At 67.9% G+C, this 20,745-nt stretch carries 15 protein-coding genes and 2 tRNA genes; 13 read left to right on the forward strand and 4 right to left on the reverse strand.

Annotated features, from left to right (window positions below; genetic code table 11):
* The first annotated feature begins 38 nt into the window (after positions 1 to 38).
* The 3 genes from AB4Y80_RS16110 to AB4Y80_RS16120 all read left to right on the forward strand — a co-directional run bounded on the left by AB4Y80_RS16110 (position 39) and on the right by AB4Y80_RS16120 (position 3,876).
* On the forward strand, positions 39 to 1,433 hold the full coding sequence (locus tag AB4Y80_RS16110) for a cryptochrome/photolyase family protein (protein ID WP_442215353.1): 1,395 nt from the start codon (positions 39 to 41) through the stop codon (positions 1,431 to 1,433).
* Between the two features lie 96 nt (positions 1,434 to 1,529).
* Positions 1,530 to 2,597, forward strand: a complete 1,068-nt coding sequence (locus AB4Y80_RS16115; protein WP_442215354.1) for a 3-isopropylmalate dehydrogenase — start codon at positions 1,530 to 1,532, stop codon at positions 2,595 to 2,597.
* Positions 2,598 to 2,763: 166 nt separating this feature from the next.
* Positions 2,764 to 3,876, forward strand: a complete 1,113-nt coding sequence (locus AB4Y80_RS16120; RefSeq protein WP_442215355.1) for a branched-chain amino acid aminotransferase — start codon at positions 2,764 to 2,766, stop codon at positions 3,874 to 3,876.
* 102 nt (positions 3,877 to 3,978) lie between these two features.
* On the opposite strand, the gene AB4Y80_RS16125 is transcribed toward AB4Y80_RS16120, so the two are convergent.
* Complete coding sequence (locus AB4Y80_RS16125; RefSeq protein WP_442215356.1) at positions 3,979 to 5,019, reverse strand: mechanosensitive ion channel family protein; 1,041 nt, start codon at positions 5,017 to 5,019, stop codon at positions 3,979 to 3,981.
* Between the two features lie 181 nt (positions 5,020 to 5,200).
* Between AB4Y80_RS16125 and AB4Y80_RS16130 the strand changes: the two genes are divergently transcribed.
* The 3 genes from AB4Y80_RS16130 to AB4Y80_RS16140 all read left to right on the forward strand — a co-directional run bounded on the left by AB4Y80_RS16130 (position 5,201) and on the right by AB4Y80_RS16140 (position 8,501).
* Positions 5,201 to 6,061 carry a formate/nitrite transporter family protein gene (locus AB4Y80_RS16130; protein ID WP_442215357.1) on the forward strand — a complete coding sequence of 287 codons (861 nt, stop codon included), beginning with the start codon at positions 5,201 to 5,203 and terminating at the stop codon, positions 6,059 to 6,061.
* A gap of 10 nt (positions 6,062 to 6,071) precedes the next feature.
* Positions 6,072 to 6,848 (forward strand): fumarylacetoacetate hydrolase family protein, encoded by a 777-nt coding sequence (locus AB4Y80_RS16135; RefSeq protein WP_442215358.1) that lies wholly within the window; start codon positions 6,072 to 6,074, stop codon positions 6,846 to 6,848.
* A gap of 207 nt (positions 6,849 to 7,055) precedes the next feature.
* The gene (locus tag AB4Y80_RS16140; protein ID WP_442215359.1) at positions 7,056 to 8,501 is read left to right on the forward strand and encodes an amino acid permease; all 1,446 of its coding nucleotides are present in this window, start codon (positions 7,056 to 7,058) and stop codon (positions 8,499 to 8,501) included.
* Positions 8,502 to 8,584: 83 nt separating this feature from the next.
* Here AB4Y80_RS16140 and AB4Y80_RS16145 read toward each other — a convergent pair whose 3' ends face one another.
* Positions 8,585 to 9,925 (reverse strand): GAF domain-containing protein, encoded by a 1,341-nt coding sequence (locus tag AB4Y80_RS16145; protein WP_442215360.1) that lies wholly within the window; start codon positions 9,923 to 9,925, stop codon positions 8,585 to 8,587.
* A gap of 182 nt (positions 9,926 to 10,107) precedes the next feature.
* Here AB4Y80_RS16145 and AB4Y80_RS16150 point away from each other — a divergent pair, with 182 nt between their 5' ends.
* The 3 genes from AB4Y80_RS16150 to AB4Y80_RS16160 all read left to right on the forward strand — a co-directional run bounded on the left by AB4Y80_RS16150 (position 10,108) and on the right by AB4Y80_RS16160 (position 14,049).
* Complete coding sequence (locus AB4Y80_RS16150) at positions 10,108 to 11,643, forward strand: NAD(P)-binding domain-containing protein (protein ID WP_442215361.1); 1,536 nt, start codon at positions 10,108 to 10,110, stop codon at positions 11,641 to 11,643.
* Positions 11,644 to 11,771: 128 nt separating this feature from the next.
* Positions 11,772 to 13,271 carry a glutamate--tRNA ligase gene (gene gltX, locus AB4Y80_RS16155; protein ID WP_442215362.1) on the forward strand — a complete coding sequence of 500 codons (1,500 nt, stop codon included), beginning with the start codon at positions 11,772 to 11,774 and terminating at the stop codon, positions 13,269 to 13,271.
* Positions 13,272 to 13,275: 4 nt separating this feature from the next.
* Complete coding sequence (locus tag AB4Y80_RS16160) at positions 13,276 to 14,049, forward strand: HAD family hydrolase (protein ID WP_442215363.1); 774 nt, start codon at positions 13,276 to 13,278, stop codon at positions 14,047 to 14,049.
* Here AB4Y80_RS16160 and AB4Y80_RS16165 read toward each other — a convergent pair.
* Positions 14,046 to 15,908: a TIGR03767 family metallophosphoesterase gene (locus AB4Y80_RS16165; RefSeq protein ID WP_442215364.1), complete on the reverse strand. Its 1,863-nt coding sequence runs from the start codon at positions 15,906 to 15,908 to the stop codon at positions 14,046 to 14,048. The two genes, AB4Y80_RS16160 and AB4Y80_RS16165, sit on opposite strands and share 4 nt — an antisense overlap.
* A 280-nt stretch (positions 15,909 to 16,188) precedes the next feature.
* Between AB4Y80_RS16165 and AB4Y80_RS16170 the strand changes: the two genes are divergently transcribed.
* The 4 genes from AB4Y80_RS16170 to AB4Y80_RS16185 all read left to right on the forward strand — a co-directional run bounded on the left by AB4Y80_RS16170 (position 16,189) and on the right by AB4Y80_RS16185 (position 20,014).
* Positions 16,189 to 16,260 (forward strand) — tRNA-Gln (locus AB4Y80_RS16170).
* A 92-nt stretch (positions 16,261 to 16,352) separates the two neighbouring features.
* A tRNA-Glu gene (locus AB4Y80_RS16175) sits at positions 16,353 to 16,425 on the forward strand.
* Positions 16,426 to 16,637: 212 nt separating this feature from the next.
* Entirely contained in the window at positions 16,638 to 18,413 is a 1,776-nt protein-coding gene (locus AB4Y80_RS16180) for a dynamin family protein (protein WP_442215365.1), read from the forward strand.
* Positions 18,410 to 20,014, forward strand: a complete 1,605-nt coding sequence (locus AB4Y80_RS16185; protein ID WP_442215366.1) for a GTPase — start codon at positions 18,410 to 18,412, stop codon at positions 20,012 to 20,014. The genes AB4Y80_RS16180 and AB4Y80_RS16185 overlap by 4 nt, the downstream gene beginning before the upstream one ends.
* Before the next feature lie 5 nt (positions 20,015 to 20,019).
* Here the strand turns inward: AB4Y80_RS16185 and AB4Y80_RS16190 are convergent, their stop codons facing one another.
* Positions 20,020 to 20,550, reverse strand: coding sequence for a DUF1697 domain-containing protein (locus tag AB4Y80_RS16190; protein WP_442215367.1), 531 nt, complete (start codon positions 20,548 to 20,550; stop codon positions 20,020 to 20,022).
* Positions 20,551 to 20,745 lie beyond the last annotated feature (195 nt).

Consider the following 20,745-nt stretch of genomic DNA (forward strand, 5'->3'; position numbering starts at 1 on the left):
CCCGCACCCCGCCCCGCACCCACCGAAAGGCCCGTCCCATGAACCCTTCCCTCGCCTGGTTCCGTGACGACCTGCGCGTGGCGGACAACCCGGCGCTGCTGGCCGCCGCCGGCGACGGTGCCGCGGTGGCCTTGTACGTCCTGGATGAGGAATCCGCCGGCCTCCGGCCGCTGGGCGGCGCGGCCAAGTGGTGGCTGCACCACGCCCTGGCGGACCTGCGCGCCGAGCTGGCCGCCCTGGGCATCCCCCTCATCCTGCGCCGGGGTGCCGGGGTCGACGTTCTGGCCCGGGTGGCCGGGGAGCTGGGTGCCGGGCCCGTGTATTGGAACCGGCGCTACGGCGGACCCGAACGCGTCGTGGACGCGGCCGCCGGGGAGTGGGCCGTCGCTGCGGGACTTCACGCCGAAGACTTCCAGGCATCGCTTTTGCACGAACCATGGACCGTGCGCACCGGGGCCGGGAACCCCTATCAGGTGTTCACGCCGTTTTGGCGGGCCCTGGCGGACCGGGACGTCCGGGCACCCCGGGGACGCCCCGACGCCGGCCGCGGCTTCGGCGGCCCCCTGCCGGACAGCGACCCGCTGGGGAGCTGGTCCCTGCTGCCCGCCGCCCCGGACTGGGCCGCGGGCCTGCGGGAAGCATGGACGCCGACGGCGGCCGCCGGGCACCGGGCCCTGGCGGAATTCCTGGGCGGCCCGGTCGCCGACTATTCCGCAGCGCGTGACCGGCCGGACCGGCACGGCACCAGCCGCCTGTCCCCCTACCTGCGCTGGGGCCAGCTGAGCCCGTTCCAGGTGTGGTCCGCGCTCGCAGACAGCCGCCAGCAGCTGCCCGGATCCACCGGTCCGGCCGTTTTTGCCGCGGAGCTGGGCTGGCGCGAGTTTTGCTGGCACCAGCTCTTCCACCATCCGGACCTGGCCACGGCCAACCTGCGGCCGCAGTTTGACGGCTTTCCGTGGCGGGAGCCCCCGGGAGACGACGGGGCCACCGGACCGGCGACCGCCGTCGAGCACTTGGCTGCGTGGCAGGGCGGGCGCACCGGCATCCCGCTGGTGGATGCGGGCCAGCGCGAACTCTGGCACACCGGGTTCATGCACAACCGCGTCCGCATGGTCTCCGCCAGTTTCCTCGTCAAGAACCTGGGATTCCACTGGCGGGTGGGGGAGCGGTGGTTCTGGGACACGCTGGTCGACGCCGACGCCGCGTCCAATCCGGCCAATTGGCAGTGGGTGGCCGGGTCGGGGGCCGACGCGTCCCCGTTCTTTAGGATCTTCAATCCCCAAACTCAGGCGAGGAAGTTTGATCCGGAGGAACGCTACGTGGCCCGGTGGGTGCCGGAGGTGTTGACACCGGATTATCCGGAACCGATGGTGGACCTGGGGCTGACCCGGCGCGCCGCCCTGGACGCCTACGCCACTCTTGCGCCGAGGTAGCCGGTCCGGCCCGAGACTCGCCCGAATCCGGTAGAGTCTCGGCGCGGACCGGCTACCTCTTGCCCATCATGTGGATGGTTTCGTTATTCTGAAACCATGAGCGCATCCACCGACACTGCTGTAATTGACATTGCCGTCATCGCCGGCGACGGCATCGGCCCCGAGGTCACCGCCGAGGCCGTCAAGGTCCTGAAGAAGGTCACCGCCGCCGAAGGAGTCGGCCTCAAGCTGACCGAGTACAAACTCGGCGCCCAGCACTGGCTGGCCACCGGTGAGACCCTGCCCGACGCCACCCTGACGGCCCTGCGCGGCCACGACGCCATCCTTTTCGGCGCGGTCGGCGCGGCCCCCGGCGACACCAGCATCCCGTCCGGGCTGATCGAGCGCGAGATCCTGCTCAAGCTGCGCTTCAGCCTGGACCACTTCGTCAACCTGCGCCCCTCGCGCCTGTTCGACGGCGTGGCCTCGCCCCTGGCGAACCCCGGCGCCATCGACTTCGTGGTAGTGCGCGAGGGCACCGAGGGCCCGTATGCGGGCAACGGCGGCGTGCTGCGTATGGGCACTCCGCAGGAGATCGCCACGGAGGTCTCCGTCAATACCGCCTACGGCGTGGAGCGGGTGGTCCGGGACGGCTTCCGCCGCGCCAACGAGCGCCCGCGCCGAAAGCTCACCTATGTGCATAAGCACAACGTGCTGGTCCATGCCGGCCACCTGTGGAAGCGCACCGTCGAGGCCGTCGCCGCGGAATTCCCGGACGTGTCGGTGGACTACCTGCACGTGGACGCGGCCACGATCTTCCTGGTCACCGACCCCGCCCGCTTCGACGTGATCGTCACCGACAACCTCTTTGGCGACATCATCACCGACCTTGCCGCGGCGGTCACCGGCGGCATCGGCCTGGCCGCCTCGGGCAACCTGAACATGGACCGCACCGCACCGTCCATGTTTGAGCCGGTCCACGGCTCGGCGCCGGACATTGCCGGCCAGCAAAAGGCGGACCCGACGGCGGCCATCCTGTCCGCGGCGCTGCTGCTCCACCACCTCGGCTACCCGGACGCGGCGGCCCGGATCGAGTCGGCCGTGGCGGCCGACATCGCCGGCCGCAGCCCCGACGCCCCCCGGGCCACCGGCGCCATCGGTGACGCAATCGCCCAAGCCCTCTAGGGCCCCGCGGGCCAGGCCCGTGGGGGACGGTCGCCAGGAGTACGCTTTACCAATAGAGTGAATGCGTTGTAACTGAAATGCACGATCTATGTTGCGCAGAGACTTCAACACCGAATTCCGCCCAGGCTGGTACTACCAATGACGGGCACAACCATGTGGAGGAACCATGACCCTTTCAGCTCGTGAGCTCGCGTTCACCCTGCAGCGCTCGTCCCATCCGAAGAGTGAGGCCGAGCGGGCGGCCATTTTGGCCAATCCGGGGTTCGGCGACTACTTCACGGACCACACGGCCATCGTGGACTACCGCGTTGATGCCAACGGCGACGGCGGATGGCACAACGCCCGCATCGAGCCGTACGGCCCCATTGCCATGGACCCGGCCGCCGCCGTGCTGCACTACGGGCAGGAGATCTTCGAGGGCCTGAAGGCGTACCGCCACGCCGACGGCTCCGTCTGGTCCTTCCGCCCCGAGGCCAACGCCGCCCGCTTCAACACCTCCGCCCGCCGCCTGGCGCTGCCCGAACTGCCCGCCGAGACGTTCCTGGAATCCCTGCGCCAGCTGGTTTCCGTGGACCAGGACTGGGTCCCCTCCGGCGACGGCGAGGCCCTGTACCTGCGCCCGTTCATGATCGCCACCGAGGCGTTCCTGGGCGTGCGCCCGGCCCGCGAGGTCTCCTTCCGGGTCATCGCCTCCCCGGCCGGCAACTACTTTGGCGGCGAGCTCAAGCCCGTCTCCATCTGGCTCTCCAACTCCTATGCCCGCGCCGGCGAGGGCGGCACGGGTGAGGCCAAGTGCGGGGGCAACTACGCGGCCTCACTGGTCGCGCAGATGGAGGCCGAGGCCCAGGGCTGCAAGCAGGTGCTCTTCCTTGACCCGTTCAACGACAACGCCATTGAAGAACTTGGCGGCATGAACATCTTCTTCGTGTTCAAGGACGGACGGATCGTCACCCCCAAGCTCAACGGCCACATCCTGCACGGCATCACCCGCGCCTCCGTCATGCAGCTGGCGGCGGACCGCGGCATGCACGTGGAGGAGCGCAAGATCACCATCGATGAATGGCGCGACGGCGTGGCCGCCGGGGACATCACCGAGGCCTTTGCGTGCGGCACCGCCGCCGTGATCACCCCCATTGGCGAGCTGAAGACGGCCGACGGCGTCATCGCCTCGCCCGGATCCGGCGCCGGCGAGGTCACCATGGCCATCCGCGAGCAGCTGCTCGGCATCCAGACCGGCGTGGTGGAGGACCTGCACGGCTGGCTCACCCGCCTCGTCTAGCCTCCCGCCCGCCCCCCGGCCCAAGTAGCCCGCAATAGATGTCGAAAAATCGCGAGATTTCGCGATTTTTCGACATCTATTGCGGGCTAGATCCGGTTGAGGCTAGGAAGCGGCGGTGATCATCTCCCAGCGTTGCCGGGGCAGCGAGGCCCGGTGTGTTTGCTGGACGTGTGAGATCATTTCCTCCCGCACCAGGCAGCGCAGGTCCCACAAGGCGCCGCTGTCGGCGGCGCTGACCAAGACCCGGACGCGGACCAGGCCGTCGACGGCGTCGGTCACTTCCAGCTTGCCGGTGCGCCCGTCCCAGAGGGGAGTGGCGGCCAGGACCACCTCGAGGTGCGCGCGGAGCTCGGACACGGGAGCGTGCCAGTCCAGGTCGAGTTCCACGCTGCCCATGATCTTGGGGCTGTTCCGGGTCCAGTTTTCAAAGGGGGTCGTGGTGAAGTAGGTCGAGGGCAGAATAAACATCCGCTCGTCCCAGACGCGCACCACCACGTAGGTCATGGTGATTTCCTCGATTCGGCCCCACAACTTCTCCACAACAACGACGTCGTCGATCCGGATGGCGTCGGTGAGTGCCAGTTGCACCCCGGCGAAGACATTGGCCAGGGTGCTTTGCACGGCGAGCCCCGCCACGATGGAAATGAGCCCGGCCGAGGCCAGCAGGCCGGTGCCGACGGCCCGAACCTCCGGAATGGTCAGCAGCAATCCCGCCACCGCCAGGGTGATCATCAGGGCCGCGATGAAGCGCCGTCCCAGGGTCACCTGGGTGGTGAGCCTGCGAAGCCGCCGGTTGTCGCCGATGCGACCGGAGAATCGGCGCAGCAGCAAGCGCTCCCCGATGACCAGACCGGCCAGCGCCAGCCAGCACAGTGCCGCGATGAGCCCGGCGACAAGGACGAAATCGACTCCCGCGAACCAGGGCTGCTCCGACACCGTGGCAGCCAAGGCCAGGCGCACACCCAGGAAAAGCAGCACACCAAACACCGGGAGTTTGGCCTGCGTGGATCGACGCCGGAAGTCCGCCACCTTGTGAAAAACGCGATTGGCAGTCCACCGCAGCATTGCCGTCAGCAGCAGCGCCGCCGCGGTGGCGGCCAGTATGGCCAGGATGGGAATGAACGCACCGTTGAAATCAGTCATCATCCGATCGTGTCAGAGGACCCCGGGGGTCTGTCCAATGGAGGGTGGCAGAGAAGGACGGCGGGTTTTCGGACAGCGGCACGGACCGGTGGGGCCCAGGACGACGTACGATACACGGACATCGTCAGGCCGCGGTGACCGCAGGGCCCCGTGGGAAGGACGCGAGCGGCAGGGAGGAACCGTGGAGGACGAGGAACGCAGGGGCGAACTGGGCGATAACGACGCTCCCGTGGAAGAAGCGCTGGAATCTTCCTTTGATCGCATCGTGGAGGAAGGCGCACAGCGGCTGCACCGGACCTGGCCCTCGGTGGTTGTTACGGGACTATTTGGCGGCATCGAGGTCTGCCTGGGGGTGATGGCGTACCTGGCGGTGGAGCACGAAACCGGCAGCCGGCTGCTGGCGGGGCTGGCCTTCAGCATCGGGCTTGTGGCATTGCTGCTGGCCAAGAGCGAACTTTTCACCGAGGGTTTCCTGGTGCCGATCGCCGCCGTTGCGGCCAAGGAGGCCCCGGCGGGCCAGTTGTTCAAGTTGTGGCTCGGTACCCTGGCGGGAAACCTTGTGGGCGGCTGGTGCGTCATGTGGCTGGTCATGGCCGCCTTTCCGGAATGGGGCGGGAACGTCATCGACTCCGCCGCGCATTACGCCCTGGCCCCGTTGTCGCTGCAGACCGCCGCCCTGGCCGTCCTGGGCGGCAGCACCATCACCTTGATGACGCGCATGCAGCACGGCACCGACTCGATGGCGGGCAAGATCGTGGCGGCGGTGGGTTGCGGCTTCGTGCTCGCCGGCCTGCCGCTCTTCCACTCCGTGCTGGATTCGCTGATAATTTTTGGGGCCATCCACGCCGGCGCGGCGTTTGGGTACCTGCAGTGGTGGAACTGGTTCTGGTACACGGCACTGTTCAACGTCCTTGGGGGGCTGGTGCTCGTCACGGCCCTGCGCCTGGTGCGTGCCAAGGAGCTCATCCAGGAGCGGCGCGAGGATGTGGAAAGTAAGGAGGATCCCGCGTCCGGGGACGAGCCGCCGCGGGCGGCGCGATAGACTCTCTCCCATGCGTATCGCCCGTTTTGTTGTTGATAATGACCCGAAGTACGGAATTGTGGAAGGGGAGCCCGGCAGTGAAGTGGTCACCGTCATCAAGGGCGACCCGTTCTTCAACGGCGTAGTCCCCACCACCATCCGGTACCCGCTGGAGGACGTCCGTCTGGTGGCCCCGATCATCCCGCGCAGCAAGGTGGTGGGCGTGGGCCGCAACTTCGCCGACCACGCCCGCGAACTCGGCAACGAGGTCCCGGCCAGCCCACTGTTCTTCCTCAAGCCCAACACCTCGGTCGTCGGCCCGGGCGAGCCCATCGTGCTCCCCGAGTTCTCCGAAGAGGTCTCCTACGAGGCCGAACTGTGCGTGGTCATCGGGCGGATCTGCAAGGACGTGCCGGAGGAGCGCGTGGACGAGGTCATCTTCGGCTACACGTGCGGCAACGACCTCACCGCCCGCGACGTGCAAAAATCCGACGGCCAGTGGGCACGCGCCAAGGGCTTCGATACCTCCGCCCCGCTCGGCCCGTGGATCGAAACCGAGCTCGACCCGGACGACCTCAATATCAAGGGCTGGCTCAACGGCGAGCTCCGCCAGGACGGGAACACCAACCAGATGGTCCGCAGCGTCCGCGAACTCGTCTCCATCGTCTCCCGCGCCTTCACCCTGCTCCCGGGCGACGTCATCATGACCGGTACCCCGGCCGGCGTCGGCCTCGTCACCGCCGGCGACCGCTACGAGATCGAGATCGAGGGCATCGGCCGCCTCGCCAACCCGGTGGTCCGCCGCTAGCCGGCCGGGACGGACGACGCCGGGCCGTCCCGTCCGCGGGCGGCTCACCCGCCGCCGCCGGCGGCAGTGATTGTCGCCGGCGGCCGTGACTTTAATCACTCGTAAACCCTTGTAGTAAGCTTGTCAAGCCTTTTGTGCCCAGCGACGTCGAACACCGCGCCGGTTGGGGGTTTCGCAACGGGCAATCGACGACTTAAGGATTTTCGTGTGTCACATGAAGTAATCGACACCCCTCCCATAGCGCCCGCCGCGGGCTCCATCACCAGCGAAGGCTACCAACGGACGCTGTCGCGGCGGCACGTGACCATGATCGCCATGGGTGGGGCCATCGGCGTCGGCCTGTTCATGGGCGCCGGCGGACGGCTGGCCAGCACCGGCCCGTCCCTGATCTTCTCCTACGCAATTGCCGGGGTCATCGCCTACCTGCTGATGCGGGCGCTGGGGGAGCTGGTCATGTACCGGCAGACCTCCGGCTCGTTCGTCTCCTACGCCGGGGAATTGTTCGGCAAGAAGGGCGCCTTCCTCTCCGGCTGGATGTACTTCATCAACTGGGCCATGACCGGCGTGGCCGAATTGATCGCCATCGGCCTGTACTTCCAATACTTCTTCCCCGGCGTCCCCGTGGAGGTCAGCGCCCTGTGCGCCCTGGCCCTGCTGGTGGGCGTAAACCTGCTCAGCGTCAAGGCGTTTGGCGAGTTCGAGTTTTGGGCCTCCTGCCTGAAGGTCGGGGCCATCGTCCTGTTCCTGGTCGTGGGCACGGTCATGGTGGTGCTCAACGCCCAGGTCGGCGGCCAGCACGCCACCGTCAACAACCTGTTCGCGGCCGACGGGGGCATGTTCTCCAAGGGCGGGCTGGTCATGATCCTGGTGCTGAACTCGGTGATCTTCGCCTACAACGCCATTGAACTGGTCGGCATCGCCGCCGGCGAGATGCAGAATCCGGCACGCGAAGTGCCCAAGGCGATCCGCGCCGTCGTGGTTCGCATCGTGGTGTTCTACGTGGGCTCGGTGACGCTGCTGGCCATGATCATGCCCTCGGACCAGTACAAGTCCGGGGAGAGCCCGTTTGTGACGGTGTTTGCCGCGATGGGCCTGGACTGGGTGGGTTCGGTCATGAACTTTGTGGTCATCACCGCGGCGCTGTCCTCCTGCAATTCCGGGCTGTACTCGATCGGGCGCATCTTCCGCACCATGGCCAACAACGGCCATGCGCCCCAGTGGCTGACCGGGATGTCCTCCCGCCACGTGCCGTACGCGGCCATCCTGAGCATCGCCGGCGTCTACGCGGTCGGCGTCGGCGCGAACCTGTGGCTGGGCGGCTCGCACGCCTTTGACCTCGCCCTGAACACGGCCTCCATCGGCGTCATCTTCACCTGGGGCTCCATCTTCGCCTGCCAGATCATGCTCCGGCACAAGCGGGGCAGGGTTTCCTCGCTGCCCATGCCCGGCTCGCCGTGGACCGGCTGGGCCGGCCTGCTCGCCCTGCTGGTCATCACGGTCCTGATTGCCTTTGACACCATGCCCGACGGCGACGGCGGCGTCTTCCACCTCGGCCTGTGGACCCTGTGCGCCATCCCGGTCTTCGCGCTGGTGCTGTGGTTTGGCTGGCAGTTCGTGAAAAACAACGAGCCGAAGAACGCCCTTTTCAGCTAGCCCCCTCCTGGACTGACCCGCAATATATGTCGAAAATTCGCCCGATTCGTCGATTTTTCGACATGTATTGCGGGTCAGTTTTTCTACCGCAGCGCGTCGTCGAGGCGCCGCGCCCGGGCGGCGAAGGCCAGGGTCCTGGGATCGCCGTGGCCGAGCAGCTTCTCCAACGCGCTGACCGCCGTGGTGTCCGCCGCGCCCATGTCCGTGGATAGCCAGTGCGTGAGTGAGTGCACGGATGCGCTCGCATGGGCGGCGCTTCGCACGGCGGCATCCAGTTCCTCCCGGAGCAGCCCCACGGCCATCGCCGTCGATCGGCTCAGCAGGGGCGCGTGGTAGCGGGTCATGGCGGCGGGGACGTCACCGCTTTGCAACGCGGCCCGGACCTGGCTGGCGTCCACCACGGCCGCCAGGGACTCCAACAGGTGGTAGGGGTGGGAGGAAATCACCGGTCCCAGCACCGCCCGGAGCCGATGCATTTCAATGCGCACGCTGGCCGCCGTCCCTGTTTCCCCGTACAGCTCGTAGGCGAGTTCGTCGGCGCTCCAGCCGTGCTGCCGGGAGCACAACAGCGCCACGATCTCCGCCCGGCGCAGGGTCAGGGCAACCCGGGACCCGTCCGCGTGGACCACGGAGGGCCGCTCGCCCAACAACTCGATGCGCGCAATGCCGTGATGTGCCGCCGCGGGGGCCGCGGGAACCGCCCGCTCCGCGGCGCCGGCCCCGAGGCGTCCGAGGATCTCCTCAGCCACCCGGACCCCACACTTGACCATGCGCATCGAGTCGGCGGTAAGGGTGTTCAGCGGTCCCGACACGTCCAGCACGCCCAGCAGCTCCCCGGTCGACGGCTTCCGGATCGGGGCCGCAGTGCACGCCCAGTTGTGGTGGGTGCGCACCAGGTGCTCGGCGGAAAACAGCTGCCCGGGAGCACCGGTGCGCAGCACCTCACTGATGGCATTGGTGCCGATGCCGGACTCGGACCAGTCGGCGCCCTCCACGAACTCCAGCGTCTCGGCCAGCGCCAGCGCATCGTGGCTGCCGATCCGCCACAGCACCTCGCCCAACGCATCGGTGATGATCAGCAGTTGCCTGCCGTCGCGGGAGTCGTCGCCCAAAAGTTCGGTGAGGGCGGGGATGACGGGCGCCAAGGGGTGCCCCGCGCGCAGCCCGGCAACGTCGCCGGCGTCGCGCACGTGCCGGGGACTGTGCTGGTCCGGGCTGATCCCCAACGCCAGCGACCGGCGCCAGGATTCCTGGATGCCGGCGGCAATCTCGGGCCGGCTGGCACCGCCAATGACGTCCGCATGCGCGTGCCGCAAAATGCGGGCGTACCGTTCGGGATCTGAAAAACGCAGTGCCGGCGGACTCGACGGCACCGATGCCGCCAAGGCAGTTAAAAGTCCGGCTCCGGGCAGTGGCTGGGACATGCGTTTCTCCTGGTGGGCACGGAGGGCGTACGAGCGCCGGTGACGGGCTGCGGGGCAAACACCACGGCGTGTAACGTCCGTGCAACCCCCGCCGCGCTGTACTTGTGAAATCAATCACGTTTCGATCAGCCTACGCTCCACGGCCCGGGGCGCGAAGCTGGTCCCACCGAAAAGGAGTCGACATGTCGCGAACACCCACCGACGTTGCCGCGGACTGGCTTGCCAGCCTCGATGCGGCGCTGGAAGCAAAGGACATCAAGGCGGCCACGGCGCTGTTTGCCGAAGAGTGCTTCTGGCGTGACTTTGTCGCGTTCACCTGGAACCTGAAGACCTTCGAGGGGCGGGAGCAGATCGGCCAAATGCTCACGGACCGCCTGGACCACGTCGCGCCAACCAAGTGGGCCCTGGCGGAGGACGCCACCGGCGACGAGGAAAGCACGGAGGCCTGGATCAATTTTGAAACGGGGGCCGCGACCGGCTACGGCCACCTGCGCCTGCGCAACGGCAAGTGCTGGACGCTGTTGACCACCATGCGCGAGCTCAAGGGCTTCGAGGAAAGGAAGGGCCCCAGACGGGAAAAGGGCGTGTCCCATGAGATTGCCAGGGGCCGCCAGTCCTGGCTGGAACGCAAGCAGGAGTCGGAAGCCCGGCTCGGCTACGAGGAACAACCGTACTGCCTGATCATTGGGGGCGGGCAGGGCGGGATCGGCCTGGCGGCGCGTTTGCGCCGGCAGGGGGTGCCCACGATCGTGGTGGAAAAGAACGCCCGGGCCGGGGACTCCTGGCGCAACCGGTACAAGTCGCTGCACCTGCACGACCCGGTCTGGTACGACCACCTGCCGTACCTGAAGTTCCCGGACGATTGGCCGGTCTTCGCCGCCAAGGACAAGATCGGCGACTGGACCGGCAAGAAGGCCGTGGTGATCGGTTCGAACAACTCCGCGCACGACATCTGCGCCGACCTGTGGGAGCACGGCGCGGACGTCACGATGGTCCAGCGTTCCTCCACGCACATCTCCCGCAGCGACACGCTCATGGAGCTGGGCCTCGGCGACCTTTATTCGGAGAAGGCCCTGGCCAACGGGGTCACCACCGAGAAGGCGGACCTGCTCTTTGCCTCCCTGCCGTACCGGATCCTGCCGGATGCCCAGAAGCCCGTCTACGCCGAAATGGCCTCCCGCGACGCGAAGTTCTACAGCGACCTCGCCGCGGCGGGCTTCGACTTGGACTTTGGCGAGGACGGCTCCGGCCTGTTCGTGAAGTACCTGCGCCGCGGCTCCGGCTATTACATTGACGTGGGCGCCTCCCAGCTGGTCATCGACGGCCGGGTCCGCCTCGCCTCGGGCCAGGTGGCCAAGATCACCGGCAACGCCGTCGTCATGGCGGACGGGCAGGAGCTGGAAGCCGACCTGATCGTGTACGCCACCGGGTACGGCTCGATGAACGGCTGGTTGTCGGACCTGGTCTCGCCCGAGGTCGCGGACGCCGTTGGCAAGTGCTGGGGCTACGGCTCGGACACCACGCGCGACCCCGGCCCGTGGGAAGGGGAGCTGCGCAATATGTGGAAGCCCACCAACGTGGAGAATCTGTGGATCCACGGCGGCAATCTGCACCAGAGCCGGCACTATTCGAACTATCTGGCCCTGCAACTGAAGGCCCGGATGGAGGGATTGGACACGCCCGTGTACCAGCTCCAGGAATCGCACCACACCCGGTGATCGAGCCGGTTGGCTAGGGCACGACGCCGGTGACCCGCCTCGGGAAGGCGGGTCACCGGCGTCGTGCCCGGGTCCAAAAATGCGCCTCGTCCGCAACGGCCGCCCGGGAGTCTAAACTAGAAACCATCATGACTAATGCTGCCTCCATCCCCACTGTCACCGCCCAAACCCCCGTCCGGGTACGGTTTTGCCCGTCGCCCACCGGCACCCCGCACGTCGGGCTGATCCGCACGGCGCTGTTCAACTGGGCGTACGCCCGGCACACCCAGGGCAAGCTGATCTTCCGCATCGAGGACACCGACACCAAGCGGGACAGCGAGGAAAGCTACCTGCAGCTGCTCGACGGCCTGAAATGGCTCGGGATCACGTGGGATGAGGGCGTCGAGGTCGGCGGCCCGCACGCCCCTTACCGCCAGTCCCAGCGCGGGGACATCTACCAGGACGTCATCGCCAAGCTGGTGGCCGGCGGGCACGTCTACGAGTCCTATTCCTCCCCGGAGGAGGTCGAGGCGCGGCACAAGGCGGCGGGCCGGGACGTCAAGCTCGGTTACGACAACTACGACCGCGACCTCTCCCCGGAGCAGCTCGCCGCGTTCCGGGACGAGGGCCGCAAGCCCGCGCTGCGGCTGCGGATGCCCGACACCGACATCACCTTCACAGACCTGGTCCGGGGCGAGATCACCTTCAAGGCAGGATCAGTCCCGGACTACGCCCTCGTGCGGCCCAACGGGGCCCCGCTGTACACGCTGGTGAACCCGGTGGACGATGCCCTGATGGGCGTCACGCACGTGCTGCGCGGGGAGGACATCCTCTCCTCCACGCCCCGGCAGATTGCCCTCTACCAGGCCCTGTACGAGATCGGCGTAGCCGAGTACCTGCCCCTATTCGGCCACCTGCCCTACGTGATGGGCGCCGGCAACAAGAAGCTCTCCAAGCGCGACCCCGAGGCCAGCCTGTTCCTGCACCGGGACCGCGGCTTCATCCCCGAGGGCCTGCTGAACTACCTGTCGCTGCTGGGCTGGTCACTCTCCGCCGACGAGGACATCTTCACGGTGGAGCAGCTTGTGGCAAACTTTGACATCCACGACGTCCTGGGCAACCCCGCCCGCTTCGACCTCAAGAAGGCCGAGGCCATCAACGGCACCCACGTGCGCCGGCTCGAGGCCACGGACTTCCGCAACCGCCTGGTCCCGTACCTGCGGGCCGCCGGCGTCGTGGGGGAGACCCTGACGCCGCGCGAGGAGGAAATCCTCACCGAGGCCGCCCCGCTGGTCCAGGAGCGCATCACGCTCCTGGGCGAGGCCCCGGACATGCTCTCCTTCCTGTTCAAGGCGGACGACGCCGTCGACGTCGCCGACGACGCCCGCAAGGGCCTGCCGGAGAACCTCACCGAGGTCCTGGATGCGGCGCTGGCCGCCCTGGCCCCGGTGGAGGACTGGACGGCGGAGAACATCCAGACCGTGCTGAAGGCGGCCCTCGTGGAGGGTCTGGGCGTCAAGCCGCGCCTGGCGTTCGGTCCGGTCCGCACGGCGCTCTCCGGCCGGCGCATCTCCCCGCCCCTGTTCGAGTCCATGGTGATCCTGGGCAAGGAGTCCTCCCTGGTCCGCCTGAAAGCCTTCCGGGGCTAGCGCCTTGGCAGACCTCGCACTGCGGCGCACCCTTGTCCAGGGCCGTTTCACGGCCCCGGTCAGGGGTGTTTTGTTTGACATCGACGAGACCCTGGTGGACCTCTACCGGGCCATGCAGGAGGCCATGATCGCGGCGAGCCGGCCGCTGTTGCCTGATTTCGGCGCGGCCGAGTGGGATCACTTCGCCGCCCTCTACATGGCCGACGCCGAGAACTACTACGACCGCTACGTCGCGGGCGAATTCACCTTCGCCGAGCAGCGCGGACTGCGGGCCCGGGCCGTGTTTGACCACTTCGGCACGCCCGGCTTTGATGCCCGTGCGGAGCAGGACTGGATCGAGGACTTCGAGCGGGCGCAGCCGCACTTCATCAAGGCCTACGCCGACGTGGTGCCGGTCCTGGATGCGTTGGATGCGGCCGGCATTCCCTACGGGGCCGTCAGCAACAACGTCCACGACTACCAGCGCGCCAAGCTGGACCGTGCCGGCCTGGGACGCATCGGGGTCCTGGTGGGCATTGACACGGTGGATGCCGCCAAGCCGGATCCCCGGGTCTTCCTGGAGGGCTGCCGCCTGCTCGGCACCCGCCCGGCGGAGACGCTGTACGTGGGGGACAACTACCGGGTGGATGCGCTCGGGTCCGCGGAGGCGGGGCTGCAGGGGGTCTGGCTGGACAGGAAAGGCCGTGGGGTACCGCCGGGCGCCGCAGCGGACGGCGTGTGCGTGGTGGCCGGGCTGGGGGAACTTGGCAGCTGGGTGGCGCCGGCTTGGCCGGCCTAGAAAGGTTTCCTCAGCAACAGCTCCACGTTCTGGTCCTTGGCGGTGCCGGTGCGTTTGGCGGGGCCGGAGTCTGGCACATTCAAGGCAAGCTCTGCGCTGAAGGCCGCCAGCTGTGCGCTCGTGAACGGCTTGGCATAGTCCAGCCGCACAGCGTCCGAATGGTCGATCATCACGCCGGCAATTGACAACGAACCGTCCCTGTTGTCAATGATTTCCACCGAACGCGACTGCTGCGGAAAGTCAATGTGAGATGCGGTGTTGACCTCCCACAGGCCATGATCGCCGTAGCTGCTTGGCCGCGCCCATACGAGATTTCTGTGAAGATGGCCGCTCACCCAGAGAATCACGTTCGGGTACCTGCCCAGAAAATCCCGGATGGATTCAGCGCTGGTGATGGCGCCGTCGTCCGCAGAAGCGGATCGAAGGGGTCCGAAGACGGCGGAAGGATGGTGGCTGAACAGAACGACCAACTGGTCCTCAACCTGCCGGCGAATTCTATTGCCGGCCTGGTCGTAGCGCACGCCCGACACCTTGTTCAATTCGGCTTCCAGCCAGGCGGCCTGCCGGCTGTCCACAGACCCACTTCCGCCGCCGGTGGGGTCAGTGGTGTCAAGCATGAGGCCCACGATGCCTGGCGCAAGCTGGAAACGGTAGTAGGCAAGGCCCGTACGAACGTTGTCAACCGTGAAGCCATGGCCGACGGGGCCATGTGGCCCGGTGTTGATCAAATGGGCGCTCATGAATTCCGTCTTTGACGCCGGCCGGCGCTCGGCGGAGCCCTTGACCGGCTGCCCCGGCATGGTGGAGAGCACCTTTTTGATCTGCGGCTGGGTGGACGAATTCAGTTTTTGTTCAAAGGCCTCATACGTGGTCCGGGGCGGAAGGGCCAGCGGGAGCCTGTCCAGAGTGGACAACGCCGCGTAGAAGCTTTCCAACGGCGTCTCGAGTTGGTTGACGCCGCCATGGGCGAGTTGGTCGTGGTTGCCGAAGCCGGAGTACCAGGGAACGTTTGCCCCTTCCGTCGATACGAGCCTGGAAGCGTCCGCAAGAACATGCGCACAGACAGGGTAGCCGTACTTGTCCTGCCAGACCTTCGACGGCGAATCACCCTTGGGCGGCACCGGTTGCCAGATGAACCGGGCCAAGTCTTCCGGCAGGGCAAGTGATGACTGTAGGCTCTCGGAATGGCCGGGGAACGCGAAGGCCGAGGTTTTCTCCCCATTGAGGGTTTCAATGAAGGCGTGGACTTCGTTCATGCCGCGATTGTCGCTGGCGTCCCCGGTGGAAATATAGAAGTCGAAAGGCCTCTGTGCTATCGGGCCCTGCCGCACCGCGTTTAAGCGGCGGATCATGGCATCCATGACATGCACGGTCAGCGAGTCCTGGGGACGGAAGTAGTAGTTGGAAAGCGCGTCCAGCGAGGGCGGCGCTTTGAAAAATGTGAGCGTCGAATGCGCCGGGGACGTCGGATCCAAGATGTGGGTATCGGTGATGTGTCCGAAGGCGGCCAGCGCCTTCCGTGTGGCCGTGCGCTTGGAGCTGGCCCGGTGGAGATCCTCGCGGACCACCAGCTCTTGCGGGCCGTCCAGGGTCAAGCGCCGGTAGGGCTTCTTGGGATTCAGCTTGTCGCCGGCCACGATCCGGGCCTCGAGCGTTGTCAGTGCCTGCGAGCTACTGGCCTGCTCGGACGGCCGGACGCCAGTGGAGCCAGTGGCGGAGGGGAGCGGCGGCGCCGGTCTCTCGCAGCCGGCAAGTGCCAGGGCCGCCAAACCCAGTGCGCCGCCGGTGATGACTGCCCTGCGGGACGGTGTTGACCAAGTCAATGGGTTGCCGTTGAGCAGTTTGTGCGGGTGGTTCACGGAGAATTAAGATCCTTGGTCAAGTCCGGGGCCTGCTGGTGCACGTCACCGTAGAACTTCACCGTACGTGGCATGGCCGTGCATTTCCAATCAGCATGCTAAATGGATTCTGCACGTGGAGTGCCGGACTACGGGGCATAGGCGGCTTGTGATGCACGCCTCAGCCCCCATGCGGTCCCGGTTTTGGACAACGGGGAACTTTCCGGTAGAGTTTTATCCCGGCGCGAGGGCCGCTGAAGACCGCAAGAAAGCTGCGGACTTGGCGGCGGAACGCAGCCATTGGGATATGGTGTAATTGGCAACACATCGGTTTCTGGTACCGACATTCTAGGTTCGAGTCCTGGTATCCCAGCGCTTGCAAAAGCCGCCATTTCGATTGGCGTGCGGGGCAAAGTTCAGGTAAGGTTTTCTGAGTTCGCTGAGCAAAAAAATCGAATGTATTAGGGCCCCATCGTATAGCGGCCTAGTACGCTGCCCTCTCACGGCGGTAACGCGGGTTCGAATCCCGCTGGGGTCACAAGCTAAGGCCGGAAACTCAAGGGTTTCCGGCCTTTCGCATGCCCGCCCGCAACTTTCGCATACCCGCTGGGCAACTGACCCGCAATAGATGTCCAAAAACACCCCAAAATCGCGAATTTTCGACATCTTTTGCGGGTCACTTGCAAAAGGGCGGGGAAATCGGGCTGCGGCGTGAGATTGTATTGCCGGACTCAATGGCATGATGAAGCTGTGACTGGAATAGACCCGGCCCCGGCGGCCAGCACTGCCGCCGCGCAGGACGCCGCCGTGTCCCTGCTTGAGGACGTTCGCGCGCAGCTGGCCGCCCTGGACCTGCCGCTGGACCTGCCCGGCGTCGACGCCGCCCGGACCACCGCCGCCTCCTCGCTGGAACAACTCGACGACTACATTCTCCCGCGCTACCGCAGCCTCGACGCGCCGCTGCTCGCCGTGGTGGGCGGCTCCACCGGCGCCGGGAAGTCCACGCTGGTCAACGGACTGGTCGGGCACCCGGTGACCCGCTCCGGCGCCATCCGGCCCACCACCCGCCAGCCCATCCTGCTGCACCACCCGCAGGACGCCCCTTGGTTCACCTCCTCGCGGGTGCTGCCCACGCTGCACCGCGTCCGCAGCGAACTGGTCAAGGACCACGTGCCGGCATCCCGCGCCGGGGTCGCCCCGGACGCCTCCGCCATGCAGTCCCTGGTCCTGGTGCCGGACCCCTCCGTCCCGAAGGGCGTGGCGCTGCTGGACGCCCCGGACGTGGACTCCGTCTCCGACGACAACCGCCAGCTGGCCGCCCAGCTCCTTGCCGCGGCCGATCTGTGGCTCTTTGTCACCACCGCGAACCGGTACGCGGACGCCGTGCCGTGGAAGCTGCTGGTGGACGCGGCATCCCGGGACATCCTGGTCGCCGTCGTCCTGGACCGCGTGCCCGACGGCGCCGAGCAGGAAGTCGGCGCCGACCTGCGCGCCATGCTCGCGCACGAGGGCCTGGCCGACGCCCGGCTCTTCGTGGTCCCCGAGACCCGGCTCGACGAGCTCGGCATGCTGCCGCCCGGAACGCTCGGCCCGATCACCGCCTGGCTCGCCGCCATCGGCGCGGACTCCGCCGGCCGGGCGGAGATCGCCCGCCGCACCCTCACCGGCACGGTGCGCTCACTCTCCGGGAAGCTGGAGACGTTGTCCCAGGCCGCGCTGGCCCAGCATGAGTCCGCCCGGCAATTGGCCGACGACGTCGCCGCGGCCTTCACCGACGCGGCCGTACGGATCAACCGGGCCACCAGCGACGGCACCCTGCTGCGCGGGGAGGTCCTGGCCCGCTGGCAGGACTTCGTGGGCACCGGCGACTTCTTCCGGGCCCTGGAAAGCGGGATCGGCCGGGTCCGGGACCGGATCGGGGCGTTCTTCAAGGGGCAGCCCCCGCCGGCCGTCAAGGTGGAAACCGCCATTGAAACCGGGCTGCAGGCCGTCATCGTGGACCAGGCCGCCCGGGCCTGTGAGGACGCGGACCAGCGTTGGCGCGCGGACCCGGCCGGCCGCCAGCTGCTCGGCGCCGAGGACCTCTCCGGCGTCACCGAGGACTTTTCCGCCCAGGTGGCCGGTGAAATCCGGGCCTGGCAGTCCGACGTGCTGAACCTGATCCGCACCGAGGGCGCCGCGAAGCGCTCCCAGGCCCGCTGGCTGTCCTTCGGCGTCAACGGGCTGGGCGTCATCTTGATGATCGTGGTCTTTTCCTTCACGGGGGGACTGACGGGCATTGAGGTCGGCATCGCCGGGGGCACCGCCGTCGTGGGCCAAAAGCTGCTCGAAGCCATCTTCGGTGAAGACGCGGTCCGGCGGCTGGCGAACGAGGCCCGCCAGTCCCTTCAAGACCGTAGCACCGGCCTGCTCGCGGGCCAGCGGCAACGCTTCCTGGAGCGGATCGGGCCGCCGCCGGCCGAGGCGCCGGCGCAGCTGCTGGCCGCACTGTCCGGACAGCTGGCCACGTTGGGGGCGCGCGCATGAGCCGGCACCGGGACGCACGCACCGAATCCGCCCTGGCCCGGAAGCTGGACGCGCTCAATGAGGCCCGCGAGCTGGGGGAGGGCCGCCTGGACGACGCCGCGCTCCAGCACGCCTACGACGTCCTGGACCGGGCCACCTCGCGCCGCTCCCTCAGCGCCGACCACACCGTGGTGGGGTTCTTCGGGGCCACCGGCAGCGGGAAGTCCTCGCTGTTCAACGCCGTCTCCGGCACCGACGCCGCCCGGGTCGCCGTCCGCCGTCCCACCACCAGCGCACCGCTGGCCATGGTGTGGGGACCGGCCGGGAGCGCCCCGCTGCTGGATTGGCTTGAGGTCGCGGAGCGCCGCGAGGGTGCGCCCGGCTGGGCGGACGACGGCGGCGGGCTGGTCCTGCTCGACCTGCCGGATTTCGATTCGGTCCGGCACGCGCACCGGGAAACCGTGGAGCGCCTGGCCGGGCAGGTCGACGTGCTGGTGTGGGTGCTCGATCCGCAAAAGTACGCCGACGCCGCCATCCACAACGACTTCATCCGGCCGTTTTCCGCCCACGGGGCCGTGACCCTGGTGGTGCTCAACCAGGTGGACAAGCTGGCCCCGGCCGAGGTCAAGCCCGTGCTGGAGTCCCTGGGGTCCATTCTGGACCGTGACGGGCTCCACCGGGTCGCCGTTCTGGCGGTCTCGGCCGCGACCGGCGCCGGGGTGGGGGAACTGCGCAAGCGGATAGCCGCCGTCGTGCGGGCCAAGGCCGCCCAATCCGCCCGGCTGGCCGCGGACGTTGCCGTCGCCGCCGGACGCCTGGGCGCCGCGGCGGGAACCGGCGAGGTGGCCGGCGTGCACCAGCAGGACCGCAAGGCGCTGGCCTCCGGGCTGGCGCAGGCGGTGCATGTGGAAACCGTGGTGTCGGCCGTGCGGGCGTCCTACAAACTGGAGGCGAGCCGGCAGACCGGCTGGCCGGCGACCCGGTGGCTGTCCCGTTTCCGCACGGACCCGCTGCGGCGGTTGCGCCTGCGGCGCGAGGGCGCCGCGGCGGTGAACCGGACGTCGCTGCCGCCGGCCGGCGCCGCCGAAGCGGCGCAGCTGGACTCGGCCGTCCGCGACTTTGCCGACGCCGCCAGCCATGGCGCCGCGGGCCCGTGGCGGGCGTCCATCCGGGCGGCCGCGCGCAGCAACCGGGGAACGCTCCCTGATGCCCTGGACCAGGCGGTCGCGTCCACGGACCTGAAAGCCAACACGCGGGCCTGGTGGTGGCCGGTGTTCTCCGCCATCCAGTGGCTGGCGCTGCTGGTGGCCGTGGGCGGCCTCGTCTGGCTCGGTGTGCTGGCCGGGCTGGGCTATTTCCAGCTGCCCGTCCCCGCTGCGCCCACGGTGGAGGGCTGGCCGCTGCCGACCCTCCTGGTGGTGGCCGGGGTGGTGCTGGGCATCTTCCTGGCCGTCACCAGCAAGTTCCTCGCCGCCGCCGGGGCCCGCGGCCGCGCCGCGCTGGCCCGGAAGCGCCTGCGCGAGAGCGTGAGCGCGGCCGCCGACGTGCTGGTGGTTGATCCGACCGAGGCCGAGATCGCCCGGCACCGGGCCTTTCACGAGGCACTTGCCGCCGCACGGTGAGGAGCCTAGGCCATGGCGTCGCGGACCTTGAGCAGCGTGCGCAGGTTGCGGGTCGTCGTCGTGCTTTTGTACTTGGCCTTGGCCGTCAGCTTGCTGAACGGGCTCTCGAGCGTGCCGCCGGCCGGTGCCAGCCACGCCAGGGCCTCGGGGGCGAGGCGGGTCAGGGCGACGCCGTCGAGCTCACGGCCCAGCGCCTCCAAATCATCGAGCACGGCAGCACTGGAGGCCAGCGTGACGTAGCTGTGCTCCTTCACATTGTCCGACGGGTAGGGGCAGGCGTCGATGAGCGCGGCGAGCCGGGCCCGGTCGATGACCACCACCCAGGCGTCGTAGCCGAAGTTCTCCCGCAGGCAGGCCTCCACGAGCCCCTTTAGCTCGACGTCGGACGCGCCGGTTGCGCACACGAAGTTCCCCGAGGCCAGCAGCGTCTTCACGCCCGTGACCGGCAGGGTCTCCAGGGCGGTCCGGAGATCGGCCATCTTGAGGTTGATGCCGCCGACGTTGATGCCGCGCAGGAAGACCGCATAGTTTGTCATGGGCACACACTACACAGAAGTGACCCGCAATAGATGTCGAAAAATCGCGAAATTGAGCCTGTTGCTTTTTGGGTGTGGCGGTGCCGGTTTTGTTGTGGGTGGTGTTTAAGAATGGAGCATGGCCCGAGATTATCGCCGTGTTGATCGTGAGACGCCGTTCCTTTTGCCCCCGGATATCCGGGATTGGTTGCCGGC

It is taken from the genome of Specibacter sp. RAF43, from assembly GCF_052114065.1.
Taxonomy (GTDB): domain Bacteria; phylum Actinomycetota; class Actinomycetes; order Actinomycetales; family Micrococcaceae; genus Specibacter.